Below are 20,852 nucleotides of genomic sequence, written 5' to 3'. Positions count from 1 at the left end.
CCGCCCGGCGCCGCACCGTCCCGACGGTGCGGCGCCGAGCCGCGTCCGGCGACCGGCACGCGGACACCGCCACGGGCGCTCCCGCAGCTCGTGGGATGATCGGCGCCATGCTGCGTTGGTTGACGTCCGGTGAGTCGCACGGCCCCGCGCTGGTCGGGATCCTCGAGGGTCTGCCCGCCGGCGTCGAGGTGTCGACCCCCGACATCCAGGCCGCCCTCGCGCGCCGCCGGCTCGGCTACGGGCGCGGGGCGCGGATGAAGTTCGAGCAGGACGAGGTGCGCCTCCTCGGTGGCGTGCGGCTCGGCCTGACCCAGGGCGGACCCGTCGCGATCGAGATCGGCAACACCGAGTGGCCCAAGTGGGTCGACGTGATGTCCGCCGACCCCGTGGCCGACCCGTCCGTGCTCGAGCGCGCCCGCAACGCGCCCCTGACGCGTCCCCGGCCGGGCCACGCCGACCTCGTCGGGATGCGCAAGTACGCGTTCGACGACGCGCGCCCGGTGCTCGAGCGCGCGAGCGCCCGCGAGACCGCGACCCGCGTCGCGCTCGGGACCGTCGCCAGCCGCTTCCTCGCCCAGGCCGCGGGCATCGAGATCGTCTCGCACGTCGTGTCGATCGGCCCCGTCGCGACCCCCGAGCACGCGGACCTGCCCGCGCCGCAGGACGTCGCCGCGCTCGACGCCGACCCGGTGCGGTGCTTCGACGCCGAGACGTCCGCCGCGATGGTCGCCGAGATCGACGACTGCCACGCCGCGGGGGACACCCTCGGGGGCGTCGTCGAGGTGCTCGCCTACGGCCTGCCGTCCGGCCTCGGCTCGTACGTGCACTCGGACCGGCGGCTCGACGCCCGGCTGGCCGCGGCGCTGATGGGCATCCAGGCGATCAAGGGCGTCGAGGTGGGGGACGGGTTCCGCACCGCCCGGCGACGCGGGTCGCAGGCCCACGACGAGATCGAGCGCGGCGCCGACGGACGGATCGTCCGGCGGACCAACCGCGCCGGCGGGCTCGAGGGTGGGATGACCAACGGCGAGGTGCTGCGCGTGCGCGCCGCGATGAAGCCGATCTCGACGGTGCCGCGCGCGCTCGCGACGATCGACACCACGTCCGGAGAGCCCGCCAAGGCACAGCACCAGCGCTCCGACGTGTGCGCCGTCCCGCCGGCCGCGGTCGTCGCCGAGGCCATGGTCGCCCTCGTCCTCGCGGACGCGCTGCTCGAGAAGGCGGGCGGCGACTCGGTCACCGAGGTCCGCCGGAACCTCGACGCCTACCTCGAGGCGATCCCCGAGCTGCAGCGCTGAGCGGCGGGCAGTGATGGGAACCGATCGCGAGCCGGGCGTGCCGACGTCGCCCGGCGGTCCGCGGGTCGTGCTCGTCGGGCCGCCCGGCGCCGGCAAGTCGACGGTCGCGGCGGCCCTCGGGACGCTGTGGAGCCTGCCGGTCCGCGACACCGACACCGACGTCGAGGCCGGTGCCGGCCGGTCCATCCGTGAGATCTTCGTCGACGACGGCGAGGCGGCCTTCCGCACCCTCGAGCGCGAGGCCGTGGCCCGCGCGCTCGACGAGCACCGCGGTGTCCTCGCGCTCGGCGGCGGTGCGGTGCTCGACCCGGGTACGCAGGAGGCGCTCGCGGACTACCGTGCGGGCGGCGGGTCGGTCGTCTTCCTCGACGTGAGCCTCGCGCACGCCGCGCCGCGGGTGGGGCTGAACCAGGCCAGGCCGCTGCTGCTCGGCAACCCCCGCGCGCAGTGGCTGGCGCTCATGGAGGCCCGGCGCCCGGTGTACACCGCCGTCTCGACGCTGCGCGTGTCGACCGACGGGCTGCGCCCTCGCGCGGTCGCCGAGCTGATCGACGACCACCTGGACCCCGCACGCCGCGCGAGCGCGGAGCCGACCGAGGGAGACCCGACGTGACGACCGACCCGACCACCCCGTCCCGGCGCGTCCGCGTCGAGGGCGAGCAGCCGTACGACGTGCTGCTCGGGCGGCACCTGCTCGGCGAGGTGCCCCGGATCCTCGGCAGCGGCGTCCGGCGGGTCCTCGTGATCCACCCGACCGCGCTGGCCACGTCCGCCGACGCGGTGCGGGACGACCTCCTCGGCCACGGCTACGAGGCGCTGCTCGCGGAGGTCCCCGACGCGGAGGCGGCGAAGACGGCGCAGGTCGCCGCCTTCTGCTGGCAGGTGCTCGGTCAGGCGGACTTCACCCGGTCGGACGCGATCGTCTCGCTCGGCGGCGGCGCCACGACCGACCTCGCGGGCTTCGTCGCCTCGACCTGGCTGCGCGGCATCCGGGTCGTGCACATCCCCACGACGCTGCTCGCGATGGTCGATGCCGCCGTGGGCGGCAAGACCGGCATCAACACCGCCGAGGGCAAGAACCTCGTCGGGACGTTCTTCCCGCCCGCCGGGGTCGTGTGCGACCTCGCCGCGATCGAGACGATGCCGCGCTACGACTACGTCGCCGGCCTCGCGGAGATCATCAAGGCGGGGTTCATCGCGGACCCGCGGATCCTCGAGATCGTCGAGGCCGACCCCGAGCTCGTCGCCGACCCGGTGCGCGCGGCGCGGTCCGACGAGCTCCTCGAGCTCGTCGAGCGTTCCGTGGCGGTCAAGGCCCGTGTCGTGGGGGAGGACCTGCGGGAGTCCGGGCTGCGGGAGATCCTCAACTACGGGCACACGCTCGGGCACGCGATCGAGCAGGTCGAGCGCTACTCGTGGCGGCACGGGGCCGCCGTGTCGGTCGGCATGGTGTTCGCGGCCGAGCTCGCGCGCCTCGCGGGGCGGCTCTCCGACGAGGACGTGCAGCGCCACCGGGCGCTGCTCACGTCCGTCGGCCTGCCCGTGAGCTACCGGGGGGACCGGTGGGACCAGCTCCTCGCGGCCATGCGCCGGGACAAGAAGACACGGGCCGACCTCCTGCGGTTCGTCGTCCTCGAGGGGGTCGGCCGGCCCGTGCGGCTCGAGGGCCCCGACCCCACGCTGCTCGCGGCGGCGTACGCCGAGGTCGCGGAGGGTGCGGCGGCGCCCGGCACGGCGATCCCGCTGTGACGCGGGGGGACGCGCCGCTCGCCTAGGCTCGCCGCATGACGCGCGTGCTGATCCTGAACGGCCCGAACCTCGGCAGGCTCGGCTCCCGCGAGCCGGACGTCTACGGCTCGGCGTCCTTCGCCGACCTCGTCGACGCCGCGGCCCGGTGGGGCGCCGACGCGGGCCTCGAGGTCGAGGTCCGCCAGACGGACTCCGAGAGCGAGCTGGTCGGCTGGCTGCACGGAGCGGTCGACGCCCGGAGCCACGTCGTGCTCAACCCCGCGGCGTTCACGCACTACTCGTACGCCCTGCGGGACGCCGCCGCGCAGGTCACGAGCGCAGGGCTCGTGCTCGTGGAGGTCCACCTCTCGAACCCGTACGCGCGCGAGGAGTTCCGCCACACGTCCGTGATCGGGGCGGTCGCGACCGGCACGGTGGCGGGCTTCGGGTTCGACTCCTACCGGCTCGGCCTCGACGCCGTGCGCACCGCCGTGCGCTGACCGCGCCCCGCGGTGTCCGCCCCCTCAACATCGGGACCCGACCGGCCGATGTACCGAGGGAGAGCGACCGCCGACGAGAGGCCCCGATGTCCGCCCCACCGCACGCCGTGCTCGACGGGCGCCCGGACGCAGCCGGTCCGGGATCGAGGTGGCTGGCTCGGGAGTGGGACCGCCTCCGTGAGCAGCGCCCGGGCCAGCACCGCGCGCTGCGGCGCCTGTGGGAGCGCCCCGGGCTCGTCCTGATCCCGCTCGCGGCGGTCGTGTGCGGGCTGATCGGCACGTCCGTGCCGGGCGGTGACCCCGCCTGGTTCGCCCGCGCGGGCCGCAGCATGCTCGGCGCCGGGTTCTGGGACGTCTTCGCCGACCCGGGCCTGCAGATCGGCCCTCTCTACCTGCTCGGGACGGGTGTCGCGGTCGCCGGGCTCGACGCCCTCGCGCTGCCGCGCCTGTTCGTCCTCGGCGCCGTGCAGGGCGCCGGCCTGACCTGGCTCACGCTCCGGGCCGTCCGCACGTTCACGCCCGGGTCGGCCCTCGCGGCCCGCTGGGCGATCGGGTCCGCGTTCGTCGTCGGCGGGCTCCTGGCCGAGGCCGTCGGGGCCGGGCACCCCGAGGACGTGCTCGTCGCCCTGGTGCTCGCGCACGCGGCGCACGCGGCCTCGCGGGGCGCGCGCGTGCGGGCCGGCGTGCTCGTCGGCGTGGCCGCCGCCCTCAAGCTCTGGGGCGTTCTCGGCGTGCCCGTGCTCCTCGTCCGGCGTCGTCCGGGCGACGTCATGCTCGGGGGGTCGGCCGCGCTGCTCACCGTCCTGGTGGCCTACGTCCCGTTCGTCGTCTGGGGCGAGGTCAACACGTTCGAGTTCCACTGGTCGGTCTCGCCCGACTCGACGCTCGGGCTGCTCGGCCCCGGGCTCGAGCCGCCCGGCTGGTCGCTGCGGCTCCTGCAGGGCGGCGCCGTCGTGCTCGCCGGGAGTCTCGCCGCGTCCCGTCGGCACGGGTCCGTGCTCGGTGTCGTGGTGGTCGTCGTGGCGGTCCGGCTGCTCCTGGACCCGCTCCGGCTGACGTACTACTCCGGCCCGTTGCTGGTGGCGCTGCTGCTGTGGCTCTGGTCGTCACCGACCGGTCTCGCTCGCCGGCTGCGCACCCCGCTGACGCTCGCCACGCCCCTGCTCGTGCTCGGGCCGTACGTCGTGCTCGGCGCCTCGGGGGCCGTGGTCTCGACGGTGCTCCTGCTCGCCGCGCCCGCCGCCGTGCTCCTGTCCGAGCGGCGGCCCCGCGATCAGCAGGCGCTGAGCTCGTAGACGCTCGCCGTCCCGCCGGAGTCGAGCAGCCGCGCACCGCGCGCCGGTGCGGTGCGGAGCTCGAGGTGCTCCGGGAGGACGTTCCACGGGTGCGCATCGACGTACAGGTACCGGACACCGAGCCGGTCGAGGGCGTCGCACAGGGCGGCGTCCGCCCCCAGGTCCTCGAGATGCGTCCGGACGTACCTCAGGTCGTCGTCCTCGACCGTCGCGTAGTCGCGCGGGACGACGGCCTGGCCGTGGAGCGCGTAGAGGTGCGCCGCCCCGGAGAACGACGAGCCCAGGACCGCGCCCCGCGGGTCGAGGCGGTCCCCGAGCCGGTGCATCATCGCCAGCTCGGCGTCGTCCGCGACGACGCTCTGGCCCGCGCCCGTGTAGGAGAACCGCACGAGCTGCACGAGCCCGAGCGCGGCGGGCACGCCGGCCACGAGCAGCAGCACCGCCCCCGGGACGAGCCTGCGCGCGCCCGCGAGGGGGAGCGCGCGCGGGGCCTCGGCCGTCGCGGCGCCCGAGCCGGCGCGGTGCCGCCGGAGGGCGTGCCACGCGCTCGGCAGCGCGTCGATGCCCCGCGCCGCGAGGGGGAGGAGCGTCGCGGCCATCACGGGCGCGAAGCGGCGCGGCTCGCCGTACCAGAGGCGGTCGACGTCGGTCAGGTACGGCCACGGCGACGTGGCGGCCAGGAACCACGCGGTCATCAGCGCGGCCGAGACGAGCAGCCAGCGCGGCTCGCGGCACCGCCGGACGAGGACGGCGCCCAGCACGCCGGCCAGCACGACCGGCATCCCGGACGCCCAGCCCATCTCCGTCGCGTCGCCACCGAGCACGAGCAGGAGCGCCTCCCACGCGGGCAGCGGTGCCTCCGGCTCGGCGCCCAGCACCGGGATCGCGGCCGTCCGCCCCGCGAGCAGCGCACGGGCGAGGACGGCGGCGGTGACCGCCCCCAGCACGAGGCTCCCGAGGACGAGGACCGTCCGGCGGCGGCGCCCGCGGCACCAGCCCACGACCCGCGGGACGAACCACGGCGTCAGGACCAGTCCGGCGGAGGCCGCGGCGTTGGGGTGGACCAGGACGAGCCCGGCGCCCGCGACCACGACGAGGCCCCACCGCAGCACCGGCCCGCCCGGCGGCCGGCCGGTGACGAGCGCGAGCAGCGCCGGCACGAGGGCCACCCCGAACGCGTTCGCGACCATGCCCTCGGGGCGCAGGACCAGGTACAGCGGGAGGGCGACGCCCCCGGCCGAGGCGACCGCGGCCCAGCACCACGCGCGCGGCCGCGCCGGGAACACCGCCTGGGTGAGCGCCGCGACCCCGAGCGTCCAGGCCAGAGCGCACGGCACCACGAACGCCACGTTGAGCACCGACGAAGCGTCGGGCCAGGTCCCGAGGAGCGCGGCCACGCCGTGCCACCCGGCCCCGTAGAAGCTGTGCGACACCCCGTCGAGCGCGTGCGCCCCGGCGACGTCGAGGCTCGACGCCGACCCCGTGTCGCGGACACCCCGCAGCATGACGGCGTGGGCCACCGCGTCGTGCGCCGTCAGGATCCGCCCGGGACGCCCGAGGCCGAGCGCGACGGGCACGACCTGCCCGAGCGTGCCGGTCGTCACCGCGAGCACCAGCCACCACGCGCGGCGCGAGCCCGCACCGCCGCCGGGAGCCCCGGGCGGGACGGGCGGGACGGGGCCGCGCCCGTACCGCCGTGCGAGCCACGCGCGCACGAGCGCCGCGCACACGACGGCCAGGGCGACGACGCAGGCGGCGCTCGCGGGGCCCCACGGGACACCCACCGCGGCGAGGGCGACGGCGGCGGGCGCGAGCACGCCGGTCGTGAGCAGCGGGGCGGAGGCCGTCAGGGGCAGGCCGCGCAGCCCGGCGACGCGGCCTAGGGCGAGCCCGGGCAACCAGAACACCGTGATGGCGAGCACACCGACGGCCAGCGCCCCCCACCACTCCATGCCCGATCCATCGGCACCAGGGAGCGTTCGCTTGAGGCGTGCGGCCGCCCAAGCCGGGAGCCTTGTGCGGACTGCGACAAGGCCATAGGCTTGTCTCATGTGGGTGCTGACCATCGACCAGCGGGGGAGCAGGCGGGTCGGCGACCGCGTCCCGGAGCTCCTCGAGACGCTGGGCGCCCTCGCGCACGGCCCCGGCGACGACGAGCGGGCGGACGGCGTCGTGCGGCCGTTCGAGCGCACCGTGGGCGACGAGGTCCAGGGGCTCCTGAGCGACCCGCGCGTGGCCGTCGACCTCGCGCTGCGCGTCGTGCGGGCGGGCGGCTGGAGCGTCGGCATCGGGTGCGGCGCCGTGGTGCGACCGCTCCCGGACTCGACGCGGGCGGGGAGCGGCGCCGCGTTCGTCCTGGCGCGCGAGGCGGTGGAGGCGGCGAAGAGCCGCGCGCGTTCCGTCCCGCTCGCGGTCCGCGGTGCGGACCCGTCGGCGGCCGCCGACGCCGAGGGGGTGCTCGTCCTCATCGCCGCGACGACCGCGCGACGCACGGCGGCGGGGTGGGCGGCTGTCGACGCCGCCGAGGGAGGGGCCGACGCGCCGCGGCAGGACGAGCTCGCCGCCCGGCTCGGGATCACGCAGCAGGCCGTGAGCCAGCGGCTGCGGACCGCACTCTGGGCCGAGGAGCGTGCGGCGCGGCCCGCGGCCGCCCGGCTGCTCGCGCTGGCCGCCGCGTCCCCCCGTCCCGCCTGAGCGCTGCCGAACCGGTACGGTACGGGCGGCCGCCGCCGGCCGCCGCCGGTCGTCGCCGTGCGTCTCGACAAGGAGCCTCATGAACCCCGTCCTCCAGCTGCTGGTGGTCGTCGCGATGCTCGCCGTGAGCGTGCTCGGTGGCTGGGTGCTCACCTCCGGCGTGCTCCGGCTGGCCGGCCGGTCCTCGGACGCCGGTTCGCCCGGGGACCCGGGTGCCTCGGGCGAGCCCGGGCCCGGTGGCCCGGCGCCGGACACCGTCTCGGACGGCCCGGACGGCGAGCGGGCCCGCGCGGCGCTGCGGGGCGGGACGTGGATCGGCATCCTCGAGCGCCTCGCCGTCACGGGCATGGTGCTGGTGGGGGAGAACGAGGGGATCGCACTCGTGCTCGCCGTCAAGGGCCTGGGCCGCTACCCCGAGCTGCGGGAGAACCCGGGCGCCTCCGAGCGGTTCGTCATCGGGACGCTCGCGTCGCTGCTGTGGGCCGGTGTCGTCGGGTACGCCGGACGGGAGCTGCTGTTCGTCTGACGTCGCGCCGCCCGCTGCCGGGGGAGCGGGCCATTGGCGCTGCCGGCCGGCCCGGGGAGGTGGTGCGGAGCGCACTGTAGGATGGTCGGCGGTCTTGCCGCGCCCGGCGTCTCGCGACGCCTGCAGCCGGCACGCAGATTCTCAACTCGACAGGAAGCAGCGATCGTGGCGACCACCAACGACCTGAAGAACGGCACCGTGCTGAAGATCGACGGCCAGCTCTGGACCGTCGTGGAGTTCCAGCACGTCAAGCCCGGCAAGGGTGGCGCGTTCGTCCGCACCAAGCTCAAGAACGTCCTGTCCGGCAAGGTCGTCGACAAGACGTTCAACGCGGGCCTCAAGGTCGAGACGGCCAACGTCGACAAGCGCGACATGCAGTACCTGTACAAGGACGGCACCGACTTCATCTTCATGGACACCGCCACGTACGACCAGCTCCCGGTCGCCGAGGCGACGGTCGGCGACGCCGCGAACTTCCTGCTCGAGAACCAGAGCGCGCTCGTCGCGACGAACGAGGGCGTGCCGCTCTACGTCGAGCTGCCCCCGTCGGTCGTGCTCGAGATCACCTACACCGAGCCGGGCCTGCAGGGCGACCGCTCGACGGGCGGCACGAAGCCCGCGACGCTCGAGACCGGCTACGAGATCCAGGTCCCGCTGTTCCTCGAGGCGAACACGCGCGTCAAGGTCGACACCCGGGACGGCAGCTACCTGGGCCGCGTGAACGACTGACGTGGGTGCCCGGACCAAGGCGCGCAAGCGCGCGCTCGACGTGCTCTTCGAGGCCGAGCAGCGGGGGATCGACCCCGTGACGCTGCTCGGGGACCGGATCGTGGAGCCGGGCACCGAGGCGGCCCTGCCGCAGTACTCGGTCGAGCTCGTGGAGGGCGTCACGGCGCAGCGCGTCCGCATCGACGAGCTCATCTCGACGCACGCGCACGGCTGGACGATCGAGCGCATGCCGGCGGTCGACCGGGCGCTGCTGCGCCTCGGCTCGTGGGAGATCCTCTACAACGACGACGTGCCCGACGCGGTCGCCGTCGACGAGGCCGTCGAGCTGGCCCGCAGCCTGTCGACCGACGACTCGCCGACGTTCATCAACGGCCTCCTCGGCCGGATCGTGGACCTCAAGCCGACGCTGCTCGCCTGACTGCTCGCTCCGTCGCGCGACCCGAACGGCCCCGGCGACCTCACCCGACCTCGGGTGCTGGTCGCCGGGGCCGTTCTGCGCTGTGGCGCAGGAACGACACACAATAACGGAAACACGCGCCCTGCGGTGCGCACAGAAGACGAAAAGCCGCAGGGGAGCGCCCGGGTGCTCGACGCCGTGCGCCCCGTCCTGCGTGGGCGACCGCGGACGGCAGGCCGCCGCGGGCGCCACGAGCCGGGGGGGGTGCGAGGGCTGACGCCCCTCAGAGCACCCGCACCGGCCGGCGCCCGCGCGGCCGCGGCCGGGGACCACGCACGGGGAGCGTGGGGGAGGCGCGCCCGAGCAGGTTCCCCTGCACGCGCGGCACCCCGAGGTCCGCGAGGGCCGTGAGCTCCGACGCGCGCTCGACACCCTCCGCCACGACGTCGAGCCCGTGCGCCTCGGCGAGGGCGAGGATGGCGCGCAGCACGGCCTTGCCGCGGCGTGTGCGGATCTCGCGCACGAACGCCTGGTCGATCTTGAGCACGTCGACGGGCAGCGTCGCGAGGCGCGACAGCGAGCTGTAGCCGGTGCCGAAGTCGTCGATCGCGATCTTTACGCCGCGCCGGCGGAGCTCCGCGAGCGTCCCGGCCGCCGCGGCGCTGTCGTCGAGCAGCGCGCTCTCCGTGACCTCGATCGTCAGGTGCGTCCAGGCGCCGTCGCCCCACGAGCGCTCGACGTGCGTGAGGAAGTCCGGCTCGGCGAGCTGGCGCGCGGCCACGTTGACCGCGACGGGCAGCCGGAACTTCTCGTGGCCGGCGCGCGAGCTCGCGAGCAGCGCCTGGCCGATGGGGACGATGAGGCCGGACTCCTCGGCGAGCGGCAGCCAGTCGGACGGCATGAGCACCTGGCCGCCGCGGGTCCAGCGCGCGAGCGACTCCAGCCCGACGACCTCGAGCGTGACGGTGTCGACGATCGGCTGGTAGTGCGCCTCGAACTCCCCGTCGGCGACCCCCTCGTCGAGCGCACGGCGGAGCTGCGTCTCGGCGGTCACGCGGCTGCGGAGCTCGCGGCCGAAGAAGACGACGCCGGCGCGCGTGCGCTTGGCCTCGAGCATCGCGGTGTCGGCGTGCTGCAGCAGCTGGTCGGGCGCGACGGTCTCGCCCGGCTCGCGCACCGCGATGCCGACGGTGAGTCGCGGGGGGTTCTGCTCGGGCGTGGTGCCGCCGAAGCCGGCCCGCAGCTCACGCCCGAACGCCATGAGGTCGTCGTAGGCGCCGGCGCGGGGGATCACCGCGACGAACTCGTCGCCGCCGAGGCGGGCGACCGTCGTGCCGGGGGGCGCCGCGGAGCGCAGGTGGTCGGCGACCTGCACGAGCAGCTGGTCGCCCCACGCGTGCCCGTGGTGGTCGTTCGCGCGCTTGAAGCCGTCGAGGTCGCAGTAGACGAGCGCGACGCGGGTCCGCTCGACGTCGGCCTGGTCGAGCGCCTCCGCAAGGTGCTGGTCGAGCGCGTGCCGGTTCGGCAGGTGCGTCAGGGAGTCGGTGAACGCGGCCTGGCTCAGCCGCGACGCGAGCGCGTGCCGCTCGGCCGCGGCCGAGACGATCTGCGCGAGGTCCATGAGGAACCCGCGCTCGCGCGAGCTCGCCGCGTCGTGCTCGACCGAGAAGAGCTCCGTGACGAACCGTCCGCGGGACAGCGGTCGCAGGGAGCCCTCGATGGTCGGGTCGTCGAGCAGGCGGCGGCTCTCCTCGCGCGCCCGCAGGAGCAGAGCCTCGGGGTCCTTGATGAACCAGGCGGCGTTCGCGATGCGCGCGACGGCGTCGCGCATGTCGTTCTGCCGCACCGCGTCGCCCTGCGCGCGGCGCAGCCGGTCGAGGCCGAGGACCTCGAGGCCGACGCCGAGGGGGAGCGCCCACATGGTCGCGAAGCCCTCGGCCGTCGCGCGGTCCTGGACCACGTGCGAGGCGACCAGCAGAGCGACCGACGCGACGCCCGAGGCGATGAGCAGCACCCCGACCGGCGTGATCCGCAGCTTGCCGACCGCGCGCACGACGTAGAGCGCCACGACGACGACGGGGGCGAGGAACGTCGCGGCGTCGAGCGGGCCGTACACCGGCAGGCCCTGGACGTACGTGTGCGTCATGACCATGTCGGTGGTCAGCCACAGCACCGCCCGGACCAGCGCGAACGCGCCCGCCACCACCACGTAGCGCCGCACGGGCGGGCCGGCGGTGTACGCGCGCGTCGCAGGCAGCGCCACCAGGACGACCGCGACGAACAGCTGGGCCCGCACGAACAGCAGGACGGCTCCCAGGACGCCCTCGGGCGCCATGGCGAGCAGGCCGTTCGCGACGAAGCCGAGCGCGAGCACCGCGGACCACAGGAGCGTCCACTTGGCGCCGGCCTGCCGCAGCTCGCCGCGCCACCACACCCACTGGAGCACGCACGAGCCGACGAGCGCACCCGCGAGGAAGAACTGGAGAGCCGCCGGCCAGGTCGAGGCGGTTCCATCCATGGCGAGTTGATCGGCTGTCCAGGGGTGACCCGTGAGTCGGCAACCGGGTGATCGACGCCACGGACGGTGGAAACGTGGACACCCCGGCCGCCCCGGCGGCGCCACGGTAAGGTCGGCGCCTGACAGACATTCCTTTAAGACCCGTCCTGTGAGGCGGGGAAGGAGGTCGCCGGATGAGCTCTGGCACCGCTGTGCCGGCCGACGGCACACCCACCGCGTCGACTCCCACGGAGCCGACCCCCGCCGCCCCCGACGCGACGGTCGTCCTCGGCCCCCCGGAGATCTCCCGGGCGCTGACGCGCATCGCGCACGAGATCCTCGAGCGCAACCGCGGGGGCTCGCGCCTCGTCCTGCTCGGCATCCCGACCCGCGGCCTGCCGCTCGCGCACCGGCTCGCCGCGCGCCTCGCGGACGTCGAGCCCGGGCTCGACGCGGCGACGCTCGTCGGGAGCCTCGACGTGACGATGTACCGCGACGACCTCGCGCACCACCCGACCCGCGCGATCGGCTCGACGGACCTGCCCGCGGCGGGGATCGACGGCCGGGTCGTCGTCCTCGTCGACGACGTGCTGTTCTCGGGCCGCACCATCCGCGCCGCGCTCGACGCGATCAGCGACCTCGGCCGGCCCGCCGCGGTCCAGCTCGCGGCGCTCGTCGACCGCGGGCACCGCGAGCTGCCGATCCGCGCGGACTACGTCGGCAAGAACCTGCCCACCTCGACGTCCGAGCGCGTGCGCGTGCTGCTCGACGAGACCGACGGCCGCGACGCCGTCCTCATCGAGGGGGCGCGATGAGGCACCTGCTGTCGGCAGGTGACCTGAGCCGCGACGAGGCGGTCCGGGTCCTCGACACCGCCGCGCAGATGGCCGCGACCCAGGCGCGCGAGATCAAGAAGCTCCCGACGCTGCGCGGCCGGACGGTCGTCAACCTGTTCTTCGAGGACTCGACGCGCACCCGCATCTCGTTCGAGACCGCGGCGAAGCGGCTCTCGGCCGACGTCATCAACTTCTCCGCCAAGGGCTCGAGCGTCTCGAAGGGCGAGTCGCTCAAGGACACCGCGCTGACGCTGCAGGCGATGGGTGCCGACGCGGTCGTCATCCGGCACCACGCGTCGGGCGCCCCGCACACGCTCGCGCGCTCGGGCTGGACGCAGGGCGCCGTGGTCAACGCGGGCGACGGCACGCACCAGCACCCGACGCAGGCGCTGCTTGACGCGTTCACCATGCGCCGGCACCTCGTGGGCGACGCCGGGCGCGCGGACGTCGCGGGCCGGGACCTCGCGGGCGTCCGCGTCGCGATCGTCGGCGACGTGCTGCACAGCCGGGTCGCGCGCTCGAACGTCCAGCTGCTGCACACGCTCGGTGCCGACGTCACGCTCGTCGCGCCGCCGACGCTCGTGCCGGTCGGGGTCGGCTCGTGGCCCGCGCGGGTGTCGTACGACCTCGACACGGTGCTCGCGGACGGCCCGGACGCGGTCATGATGCTGCGCGTCCAGCGCGAGCGGATGTCCACGTCGGGCGGCGGGTTCTTCCCGAGCCCGCTCGAGTACACCCGGACCTACGGCCTCGACGCCCGCCGGATCGGGCTCCTGCCCGAGCACGCGATCGTGATGCACCCGGGGCCGATGAACCGGGGCCTGGAGATCTCGGCCGACGCCGCCGACTCCGACCGTGCCGTCATCGTCGAGCAGGTCTCGAACGGCGTCGCGGTCCGGATGGCGGTCCTCTACCTGCTGCTCGCGGGGGAGACGACGAACGTGAAGGTGGACGGCAAGTGACGACGTACCTGCTCCGCTCGGTCGCGCCGCTCGGCGGCGAGCCGGCCGACGTGCTGCTCGCCGACGGCGTGATCGCGGCGATCGGCCCGGACGCCGCCGCGCGCGCGGGCGGCGCGACGGTCGTCGAGGGGGAGGGGCTCGTGCTCCTGCCCGGGCTCGTCGACCTGCACACGCACCTGCGCGAACCGGGCCGGGAGGACGCGGAGACGATCCGCTCGGGGACCCGCGCGGCGGCGGCCGGCGGGTTCACCGCGGTGCACGCGATGGCGAACACGACCCCGACGCAGGACACCGCGGGCGTCGTCGAGCAGGTGTGGCGGCTGGGCCGCGACGCCGGCTGGGTCGACGTCCACCCGGTCGGCGCGGTCAGCGTCGGGCTCGCGGGGGAGCACCTCGCCGAGCTGGGCGCGATGGCGTCCTCCGCCGCGCGCGTGCGGGTCTTCTCGGACGACGGGAAGTGCGTGCACGACCCCGTGCTCATGCGCCGCGCCCTGGAGTACGTCAAGGCGTTCGACGGCGTGATCGCCCAGCACCCGCAGGAGCCGCGGCTCACCGACGGCGCCCAGATGCACGAGGGCGTCGTCTCGAGCGAGATCGGCCTCGCGGGCTGGCCCGCGGTCGCCGAGGAGGCGATCATCGCGCGCGACGTGCTGCTCGCCGAGCACGTCGGCTCGCGCCTGCACGTGTGCCACCTGTCGACCGCCGGCTCGGTGGAGATCGTCCGCTGGGCCAAGTCGCGCGGCATCGACGTGACGGCCGAGGTCACGCCGCACCACCTCGTGCTCACCGACGAGCTCGCCCGCGGCTACGACCCGGTCTTCAAGGTCAACCCGCCGCTGCGCACCGCCGAGGACGTCGAGGCGGTCCGCGCGGGACTCGCCGACGGGACGATCGACATCGTCGCGACCGACCACGCGCCGCACACGCGCGAGGACAAGGACTGCGAGTGGGCCGCGGCCGCGTTCGGCATGACCGGCCTCGAGACCGCGCTGGCCGTCGTGCAGGAGACCATGGTCGACACCGGTCGGCTGACCTGGGCCGACGTCGCCCGCGTGCTGTCCACCGCCCCGGCCGCGATCGGCCGCGTCGAGGGCCACGGCCGCCCGGTCGCCGTCGGCGAGCCCGCGAACCTCGTGCTCGTCGACCCATCGGTGCGCCGCACCGTCGAGCCCGCCGAGCAGGCGACGGCGAGCGGCAACTCCCCGTTCCGCGGCCGCGAGCTCCCGGGCCGGGTGGTCGCGACGTTCCTGCGCGGGCGCGCGACGGTGCTCGACGGGGCCCTCCAGGACGACGCGGACGGCTCGCGCCGCGCGGCCGGGCGGGGGGCGGGCGCCTGATGCGCGTGCTCGTGACCGTGCTGGTCATCGTCGCGCTCGTGCTGCTCGCGCTGTGGGGCATGCGCCGCGGCTGGGCGAACCGCCGGGCCGGCACCGCGGCCGTCGTCCCCGCGCTGCCCGTCGCGCCGCCCGAGGGTGAGGGCCCGGGCACGCTCGGGCGCGCCCGCACCGAGCCGATCGAGGCGACCTACGTGTCCTCGACGCGCGCGGGCGACTGGCTCGACCGCGTCGTCGCGCACGACCTCGGGACCCGCAGCCCCGCGCTCGTGCAGGTCCGCGACGCCGGGGTGCTCGTCCGGCGCACCGGCGCGCGCGAGGTGTTCGTCCCCGCCGGCTCGCTGCGCGCGGTCGGCACCGCCCCCGGGCAGGCCGGCAAGTTCGTCGGCCGGGACGGGCTCGTCGTCCTGACGTGGAGCACCGGACCCGACGACGAGCGCGGCCTCGACACCGGCCTGCGCGTGCGACGACGGGCCGACCGGGCCCGTCTGGTCGCCGCCGCCACGACCCTGATCTCGCAGAACCCGCCGCCTGCCGCACCGCAGGCGCAGAAGGAGCAGTCATGACCGACGCAGTCCTGGTCCTCGAGGACGGGCGCACGTTCCACGGCGAGGCCTACGGCGCGCACGGCACCACCGTGGGGGAGGTCGTCTTCAACACCGGCATGACCGGCTACCAGGAGACGCTCACCGACCCGAGCTACCACCGCCAGATCGTCGTGATGACCGCGCCGCACATCGGCAACACGGGCGCGAACGACGAGGACCCCGAGTCGAGCCGCATCTGGGTCGCCGGCTACGTGGTCCGCGACCCCGCGCGCCGAGCGTCGAGCTGGCGCTCGGTGCGCACGCTCGACGAGGACCTCGCGGCGCAGGGTGTCGTCGGGATCTCCGGCATCGACACCCGCGCGCTGACCCGCCGCCTGCGCGAGCGCGGCGTGATGCGGGCCGGGATCTTCTCGGGCGACGCGCTCACGGCCGACGGCGGCGCCCGGCGCTCCGACGACGAGCTGCTCGCGGTCGTGCTCGCGGCCCCGGCGATGCAGGGCGCCGACCTCGCGGGCGAGGTCACGACGAAGGAGGCCTACGTCGTCGAGGCCCTCGGCCCGGACGGGACCCCGCTCGACGAGCCGGTCGCGACGGTCGCCGCGATCGACCTCGGGATCAAGGCCATGACCCCGCAGCGGCTCGCCGAGCGCGGCGTGCGGGTCCACGTGCTCCCCTCGAGCTCGACGATCGACGACGTGCTCGCCGCCGGCCCCGACGGCGTGTTCTTCTCCAACGGCCCCGGCGACCCCGGCGCGGCGACCCACGAGGTCGAGCTGCTGCGCGAGGTCCTCGACCGCCGGATCCCGTTCTTCGGCATCTGCTACGGCAACCAGATCCTCGGGCGCGCGCTGGGCTACGGCACCTACAAGCTCGGCTACGGGCACCGCGGCGTGAACCAGCCGGTGCTCGACCGCGCGACGGGCCGCGTCGAGATCACCGCGCACAACCACGGCTTCGCGGTCGACGCCCCGCTCGAGGGCGAGTCCGTCGCGCCGCACGACGGCGGGCGCTACGGGCGCGTCGTCGTCTCGCACGTCGACCTCAACGACGACGTCGTCGAGGGCCTGGCCGCGCTCGACCTGCCGGCGTTCTCCGTGCAGTACCACCCCGAGGCCGCCGCGGGCCCGCACGACGCCGCGTACCTCTTCGACCGTTTCCTCGACCTCATGCGCGGCGCGCCCACGGGCGCCGACGTGCAGCTCCAGAACCAGAAGGGTGCGGACGCCTGATGCCCCGCCGGACAGATCTCCACAGCGTCCTCGTCATCGGCTCCGGGCCGATCGTCATCGGCCAGGCCGCCGAGTTCGACTACTCGGGCACCCAGGCGTGCCGCGTGCTCAAGGAGGAGGGCCTGCGGGTCATCCTGCTGAACTCCAACCCGGCCACGATCATGACGGACCCGGAGTTCGCCGACGCGACCTACGTCGAGCCGATCACGACCGAGGTGCTCACCTCGATCATCGCGAAGGAGCGCCCCGACGCGGTCCTCGCGACGCTCGGCGGCCAGACGGCGCTCAACGCCGCGATCGCGCTCGACGAGGCCGGCGTGCTCGAGGAGTACGGCGTCGAACTCATCGGCGCGAACATCGCCGCGATCCAGAAGGGCGAGGACCGCCAGCAGTTCAAGGAGGTCGTCGAGGTGTGCGGCGGCGAGAGCGCCGCGTCCGAGATCATCCACTCGGTCGACGAGGCGATCGACGCCGCCGGACGGCTCGGGTACCCGATGGTCGTGCGGCCGTCGTTCACGATGGGCGGCCTCGGCTCCGGCCTCGCGTACGACGAGACGGACCTGCGGCGCATCGTCGGGCAGGGCCTGCACTACTCGCCGACCTCTGAGGTCCTGCTCGAGGAGTCGATCCTCGGGTGGAAGGAGTACGAGCTCGAGCTCATGCGCGACCACGCGGACAACGTCGTGGTCGTCTGCTCGATCGAGAACGTCGACCCCGTCGGCGTGCACACCGGCGACAGCGTCACCGTCGCGCCGGCGCTGACCCTGACCGACCGCGAGTACCAGCGCATGCGCGACATCGGGATCGCGGTCATCCGCGAGGTCGGCGTCGACACGGGCGGCTGCAACATCCAGTTCGCCGTCGAGCCGGACACCGGGCGCATCGTCGTCATCGAGATGAACCCGCGCGTGTCGCGGTCCTCGGCGCTCGCCTCGAAGGCCACGGGCTTCCCGATCGCGAAGATCGCCGCGCGCCTGGCCATCGGCTACACGCTCGACGAGATCCCGAACGACATCACGGGCTCGACCCCGGCGTCGTTCGAGCCGACGCTCGACTACGTCGTGGTCAAGGTCCCGCGGTTCGCGTTCGAGAAGTTCCCCGCGGCCGACGCGACGCTCACGACGACCATGAAGTCGGTCGGCGAGGCGATGGCGCTCGGGCGCAACTTCACCGAGGCCCTCGGCAAGGCGATGCGCTCGATCGACCGCGCCGGGTCGGTGTTCCACTGGGACGGCGAGCCGCTCACCGGCGACGCGCTCGACGCGCTGCTCGCGACGATCTCGGTGCCGACCGAGCACCGGCTCATCGACGTCCAGCAGGTCCTGCGCGCGGGTGTCCCGCTCGAGGACGTGTACGCGCGCACCGGGATCGACCCGTGGTTCCTCGACCAGCTCGTGCTGGTCAACGAGGTCGCCGCGAAGACCGCCGACGCCCCCGAGCTCGACCGGGCCGTGCTCGTGCGGGCCAAGCGGCACGGCCTGTCCGACGCCCAGATCGGCGCGCTGCGCGGGATCGGCGAGGACGCGGTCCGCGCCGCCCGGTGGGCGGCCGGCGTCCGCCCGGTCTTCAAGACGGTCGACACGTGCGCCGCCGAGTTCGCGGCGCTCACCCCGTACCACTACTCGGCGTACGACGACGAGACCGAGGTGCGTCCCCGCACGCGCCCCGCGGTGCTCATCCTCGGCTCGGGCCCCAACCGCATCGGCCAGGGCATCGAGTTCGACTACTCGTGCGTGCACGCCGCGCTGGCCCTCAAGGGCGAGTTCGAGACCGTCATGGTCAACTGCAACCCCGAGACCGTCTCGACCGACTACGACACCTCGGACCGCCTGTACTTCGAGCCGCTGACGTTCGAGGACGTGCTCGAGGTCTACGAGGCCGAGCTCGCCGTCGGCCCGGTCGAGGGCATCATCGTGCAGCTCGGCGGCCAGACCCCGCTGTCGCTCGCGCAGCGCCTCGCCGACGCCGGCCTGCCGATCCTCGGCACCCCGCCCGAGGCCATCGACGCCGCCGAGGACCGCGGCGCGTTCGGCGCGGTGCTCGAGGCGGCGGGGCTCCCCGCGCCGTCGTTCGGCACCGCGACGACGCTCGAGGGTGCGCGCGAGACGGCCCAGGGCATCGGCTTCCCGGTGCTCGTGCGCCCGTCCTACGTGCTCGGCGGACGCGGCATGGAGATCGTGTACGACGACGCGCAGCTCACCGAGTACGTCGAGCGCGCGATCGCCGCGGCGGTCAACACCACGGGCCGCGGCACCGAGATCCCGCCGCTGCTCATCGACCGGTTCCTCGACGACGCGATCGAGATCGACGTCGACGCGCTCTACGACGGCACCGAGCTGTTCCTCGGCGGCGTCATGGAGCACATCGAGGAGGCCGGCATCCACTCGGGCGACTCGGCGTGCGTGCTGCCGCCCGTGACGCTCTCGCTGTCCGAGCTCGAGCGCATCCGCCGCTCGACCGAGGCCATCGCGAAGGGCGTCGGGGTCCGCGGCCTGCTCAACATCCAGTTCGCCCTCGTCTCCGACGTGCTCTACGTCCTCGAGGCGAACCCGCGGGCGTCCCGCACCGTGCCGTTCGTGTCCAAGGCGACGGGCGTCCCGCTCGCCAAGGCCGCCGCGCTCGTCATGACGGGCCACTCGATCGCGGACCTGCGCGCCTCGGGCGTGCTGCCGCAGACGGACGCGAGCGTGCTCGACCTCGAGGCGCCCATCGCCGTCAAGGAGGCCGTGCTGCCGTTCAAGCGGTTCCGCACGCACGACGGCACGGTGGTCGACACGGTGCTCGGGCCCGAGATGCGCTCGACCGGCGAGGTCATGGGCTTCGACGTCGACTTCCCGACGGCGTTCGCGAAGTCGCAGGCCGCGGCGTTCGGCGGGCTGCCGACGTCGGGCACCGCGTTCATCTCGGTCGCCGACCGCGACAAGCGCTCGATCGTGTTCCCGGTCAAGCGCCTCGTCGAGCTCGGCTTCGAGATCCTCGCGACCGAGGGCACCGCCGCGGTGCTGCGCCGCAGCGGCATCGCCTCGCGCGTCGTCCGGAAGTTCTCGCGCGGCCGCGGTCCGGCGGGGGAGCCGACGATCGTCGACCTCATCTCCTCCGGGAGCGTCGACATCGTCGTGAACACGCCCTCCGGTCAGGGCGCGCGTGCCGACGGGTACGAGATCCGGGCCGCCACGACGGCCGCCGACAAGGCGATCGTCACCACGGTGCAGCAGCTCGGCGCGGCGGTGCAGGGCATCGAGGCCGCCCTCGCGGGACCGTTCAGCGTCACGAGCCTGCAGGAGCACGACGCGGCGACGCACGCGCGCCGGGCCCAGGCGGCCGCGAGCACGGCCGGTGCGGGTGCGGCGGCGGACGCCGTGGTGACCGCGTGACCGCGCCGTTCGGTGCCCGCCTCGCGGCGGCCATGGACGCGCACGGGCCGCTGTGCGTCGGCCTGGACCCGCACCCCGGGCTGCTGCGCGACTGGGACCTGGCGGACGACGTCGCGGGCCTGCGCGCGTTCAGCCTCGGCGTGCTCGACGCCCTCGCGGGGAAGGTCGCGGCGCTCAAGCCGCAGTCGGCCCTCTACGAGCGGCACGGCTCGGCCGGCGTCGCGGTGCTCGAGGAGGTCGTCGCCGCCGGACGCGAGACGGGCACGCTCGTGGTCGTCGACGCCAAGCGCGGCGACATCGGCTCGACGATGGCCGGGTACGCCGACGCCTACCTGCGCGAGGGCTCCCCGCTCGCCGGCGACGCGCTCACGGTCTCGCCCTACCTCGGCTTCGGGTCGCTCACGCCCGCGGTCGAGGCCGCCGCGGCCTCCGGGCGGGGGCTGTTCGTGCTCGCGCTCACGTCCAACCCCGAGGGCGCGTCCGTGCAGCACGCGACCGGACCGGACGGGACCGCGGTCGCCGCCGCGGTCGCGGCGCAGGCCGCCGCGCTCAACGCCGCGGAGCTCGCGGCGACGGGCGGGGAGCTGGGGTCCGTCGGGCTCGTCGTCGGCGCCACGACCGGCGACGCCGCGCAGCGCCTCGGCGTCGACCTCGCCGCGGTCCGGGGGCCCCTGCTGGCGCCCGGGGTCGGGGCGCAGGGCGCCGGGTCCGCGGAGCTCGCGCGCGTCTTCGGGACCGCGCGACGCGCGGTGCTCGCGTCGTCGTCCCGGGCGGTCCTCGCCGCCGGGCCGGACCGAGCGTCGTTGCTGGCAGCGGCGCAGAACGCCGCCCACGAGGCCGCAGCTGCACTCCGCTGAGCGTCGCGTTGGCGGACCCGCCCCCCGGTCGCTAGGTTCGGAGCACGA

General features: G+C 75.1%; 18 protein-coding genes. 16 read left to right on the top strand and 2 right to left on the bottom strand.

The window, feature by feature from the left end:
- The first annotated feature begins 107 nt into the window (after window positions 1-107).
- The 5 genes from aroC to NXY84_RS11140 all read left to right on the top strand — a co-directional run bounded on the left by aroC (window position 108) and on the right by NXY84_RS11140 (window position 4,821).
- Window positions 108-1,298 (top strand): chorismate synthase, encoded by a 1,191-nt coding sequence (gene aroC, locus NXY84_RS11160; protein WP_258723182.1) that lies wholly within the window; start codon window positions 108-110, stop codon window positions 1,296-1,298.
- Between the two features lie 13 nt (window positions 1,299-1,311).
- Window positions 1,312-1,911, top strand: coding sequence for a shikimate kinase (locus NXY84_RS11155; protein ID WP_258723181.1), 600 nt, complete (start codon window positions 1,312-1,314; stop codon window positions 1,909-1,911).
- Window positions 1,908-3,047, top strand: a complete 1,140-nt coding sequence (aroB, locus tag NXY84_RS11150) for a 3-dehydroquinate synthase (RefSeq protein WP_258723180.1) — start codon at window positions 1,908-1,910, stop codon at window positions 3,045-3,047. The genes NXY84_RS11155 and aroB overlap by 4 nt, the downstream gene beginning before the upstream one ends.
- Before the next feature lie 35 nt (window positions 3,048-3,082).
- Entirely contained in the window at window positions 3,083-3,526 is a 444-nt protein-coding gene (locus NXY84_RS11145) for a type II 3-dehydroquinate dehydratase (RefSeq protein WP_258723179.1), read from the top strand.
- A gap of 86 nt (window positions 3,527-3,612) precedes the next feature.
- Window positions 3,613-4,821 carry a glycosyltransferase 87 family protein gene (locus NXY84_RS11140; RefSeq protein WP_258723178.1) on the top strand — a complete coding sequence of 403 codons (1,209 nt, stop codon included), beginning with the start codon at window positions 3,613-3,615 and terminating at the stop codon, window positions 4,819-4,821.
- Here the strand turns inward: NXY84_RS11140 and NXY84_RS11135 are convergent.
- Window positions 4,800-6,773 carry a DUF6541 family protein gene (locus tag NXY84_RS11135; protein ID WP_258723177.1) on the bottom strand — a complete coding sequence of 658 codons (1,974 nt, stop codon included), beginning with the start codon at window positions 6,771-6,773 and terminating at the stop codon, window positions 4,800-4,802. The two genes, NXY84_RS11140 and NXY84_RS11135, sit on opposite strands and share 22 nt — an antisense overlap.
- Window positions 6,774-6,870: 97 nt before the next feature.
- Between NXY84_RS11135 and NXY84_RS11130 the strand changes: the two genes are divergently transcribed.
- From NXY84_RS11130 to nusB, 4 genes are all read left to right on the top strand, one after another.
- Window positions 6,871-7,515 carry a hypothetical protein gene (locus tag NXY84_RS11130; RefSeq protein ID WP_258723176.1) on the top strand — a complete coding sequence of 215 codons (645 nt, stop codon included), beginning with the start codon at window positions 6,871-6,873 and terminating at the stop codon, window positions 7,513-7,515.
- Window positions 7,516-7,594: 79 nt separating this feature from the next.
- Window positions 7,595-8,041, top strand: a complete 447-nt coding sequence (locus tag NXY84_RS11125; RefSeq protein ID WP_258723175.1) for a hypothetical protein — start codon at window positions 7,595-7,597, stop codon at window positions 8,039-8,041.
- Between the two features lie 165 nt (window positions 8,042-8,206).
- Window positions 8,207-8,770 carry an elongation factor P gene (efp, locus tag NXY84_RS11120; protein ID WP_183294810.1) on the top strand — a complete coding sequence of 188 codons (564 nt, stop codon included), beginning with the start codon at window positions 8,207-8,209 and terminating at the stop codon, window positions 8,768-8,770.
- 1 nt (window position 8,771) lies between these two features.
- Window positions 8,772-9,188 carry a transcription antitermination factor NusB gene (gene nusB, locus NXY84_RS11115; protein WP_258723173.1) on the top strand — a complete coding sequence of 139 codons (417 nt, stop codon included), beginning with the start codon at window positions 8,772-8,774 and terminating at the stop codon, window positions 9,186-9,188.
- Between the two features lie 262 nt (window positions 9,189-9,450).
- Here nusB and NXY84_RS11110 read toward each other — a convergent pair whose 3' ends face one another.
- Window positions 9,451-11,685, bottom strand: a complete 2,235-nt coding sequence (locus NXY84_RS11110) for a putative bifunctional diguanylate cyclase/phosphodiesterase (RefSeq protein WP_258723172.1) — start codon at window positions 11,683-11,685, stop codon at window positions 9,451-9,453.
- A 173-nt stretch (window positions 11,686-11,858) separates the two neighbouring features.
- Here NXY84_RS11110 and pyrR point away from each other — a divergent pair, with 173 nt between their 5' ends.
- From pyrR to pyrF, 7 genes are read left to right on the top strand one after another with little or no spacing between them, the layout of a single operon-like run.
- Window positions 11,859-12,479, top strand: a complete 621-nt coding sequence (pyrR, locus tag NXY84_RS11105; RefSeq protein WP_258723171.1) for a bifunctional pyr operon transcriptional regulator/uracil phosphoribosyltransferase PyrR — start codon at window positions 11,859-11,861, stop codon at window positions 12,477-12,479.
- Entirely contained in the window at window positions 12,476-13,462 is a 987-nt protein-coding gene (locus tag NXY84_RS11100; RefSeq protein ID WP_258723170.1) for an aspartate carbamoyltransferase catalytic subunit, read from the top strand. The genes pyrR and NXY84_RS11100 overlap by 4 nt, the downstream gene beginning before the upstream one ends.
- Window positions 13,459-14,799, top strand: coding sequence for a dihydroorotase (locus tag NXY84_RS11095; protein ID WP_258723169.1), 1,341 nt, complete (start codon window positions 13,459-13,461; stop codon window positions 14,797-14,799). The genes NXY84_RS11100 and NXY84_RS11095 overlap by 4 nt, the downstream gene beginning before the upstream one ends.
- The gene (locus tag NXY84_RS11090; protein ID WP_258723168.1) at window positions 14,799-15,362 is read left to right on the top strand and encodes a hypothetical protein; all 564 of its coding nucleotides are present in this window, start codon (window positions 14,799-14,801) and stop codon (window positions 15,360-15,362) included. Before NXY84_RS11095 ends, NXY84_RS11090 begins: the two co-directional genes overlap by 1 nt.
- Complete coding sequence (gene carA, locus NXY84_RS11085; protein ID WP_258723167.1) at window positions 15,359-16,573, top strand: glutamine-hydrolyzing carbamoyl-phosphate synthase small subunit; 1,215 nt, start codon at window positions 15,359-15,361, stop codon at window positions 16,571-16,573. Before NXY84_RS11090 ends, carA begins: the two co-directional genes overlap by 4 nt.
- Window positions 16,573-19,947, top strand: a complete 3,375-nt coding sequence (carB, locus tag NXY84_RS11080; protein ID WP_258723166.1) for a carbamoyl-phosphate synthase large subunit — start codon at window positions 16,573-16,575, stop codon at window positions 19,945-19,947. The genes carA and carB overlap by 1 nt, the downstream gene beginning before the upstream one ends.
- Entirely contained in the window at window positions 19,944-20,804 is an 861-nt protein-coding gene (pyrF, locus tag NXY84_RS11075) for an orotidine-5'-phosphate decarboxylase (protein ID WP_258723165.1), read from the top strand. Before carB ends, pyrF begins: the two co-directional genes overlap by 4 nt.
- Window positions 20,805-20,852: the final 48 nt, after the last annotated feature.

The organism is Cellulomonas sp. NS3, assembly GCF_024757985.1.
Lineage (GTDB): Bacteria > Actinomycetota > Actinomycetes > Actinomycetales > Cellulomonadaceae > Cellulomonas_A.
This window is presented reverse-complemented; position numbering and strand designations above follow the sequence as displayed.

What these genes read in the sequence shown, in the direction of transcription:
- NXY84_RS11090 (WP_258723168.1), top strand. Translation starts at nt 14,799, where the DNA reads ATGCGCGTGCTCGTGACCGTGCTGGTCATCGTCGCGCTCGTGCTGCTC.
- NXY84_RS11155 (WP_258723181.1), top strand. Translation starts at nt 1,312, where the DNA reads ATGGGAACCGATCGCGAGCCGGGCGTGCCGACGTCGCCCGGCGGTCCG.
- NXY84_RS11135 (WP_258723177.1), bottom strand. Translation starts at nt 6,773, where the DNA reads ATGGAGTGGTGGGGGGCGCTGGCCGTCGGTGTGCTCGCCATCACGGTG.
- aroC (WP_258723182.1), top strand. Translation starts at nt 108, where the DNA reads ATGCTGCGTTGGTTGACGTCCGGTGAGTCGCACGGCCCCGCGCTGGTC.
- NXY84_RS11125 (WP_258723175.1), top strand. Translation starts at nt 7,595, where the DNA reads ATGAACCCCGTCCTCCAGCTGCTGGTGGTCGTCGCGATGCTCGCCGTG.
- pyrR (WP_258723171.1), top strand. Translation starts at nt 11,859, where the DNA reads ATGAGCTCTGGCACCGCTGTGCCGGCCGACGGCACACCCACCGCGTCG.
- carA (WP_258723167.1), top strand. Translation starts at nt 15,359, where the DNA reads ATGACCGACGCAGTCCTGGTCCTCGAGGACGGGCGCACGTTCCACGGC.
- NXY84_RS11100 (WP_258723170.1), top strand. Translation starts at nt 12,476, where the DNA reads ATGAGGCACCTGCTGTCGGCAGGTGACCTGAGCCGCGACGAGGCGGTC.
- NXY84_RS11145 (WP_258723179.1), top strand. Translation starts at nt 3,083, where the DNA reads ATGACGCGCGTGCTGATCCTGAACGGCCCGAACCTCGGCAGGCTCGGC.
- NXY84_RS11110 (WP_258723172.1), bottom strand. Translation starts at nt 11,685, where the DNA reads ATGGATGGAACCGCCTCGACCTGGCCGGCGGCTCTCCAGTTCTTCCTC.
- carB (WP_258723166.1), top strand. Translation starts at nt 16,573, where the DNA reads ATGCCCCGCCGGACAGATCTCCACAGCGTCCTCGTCATCGGCTCCGGG.
- NXY84_RS11140 (WP_258723178.1), top strand. Translation starts at nt 3,613, where the DNA reads ATGTCCGCCCCACCGCACGCCGTGCTCGACGGGCGCCCGGACGCAGCC.
- NXY84_RS11130 (WP_258723176.1), top strand. Translation starts at nt 6,871, where the DNA reads ATGTGGGTGCTGACCATCGACCAGCGGGGGAGCAGGCGGGTCGGCGAC.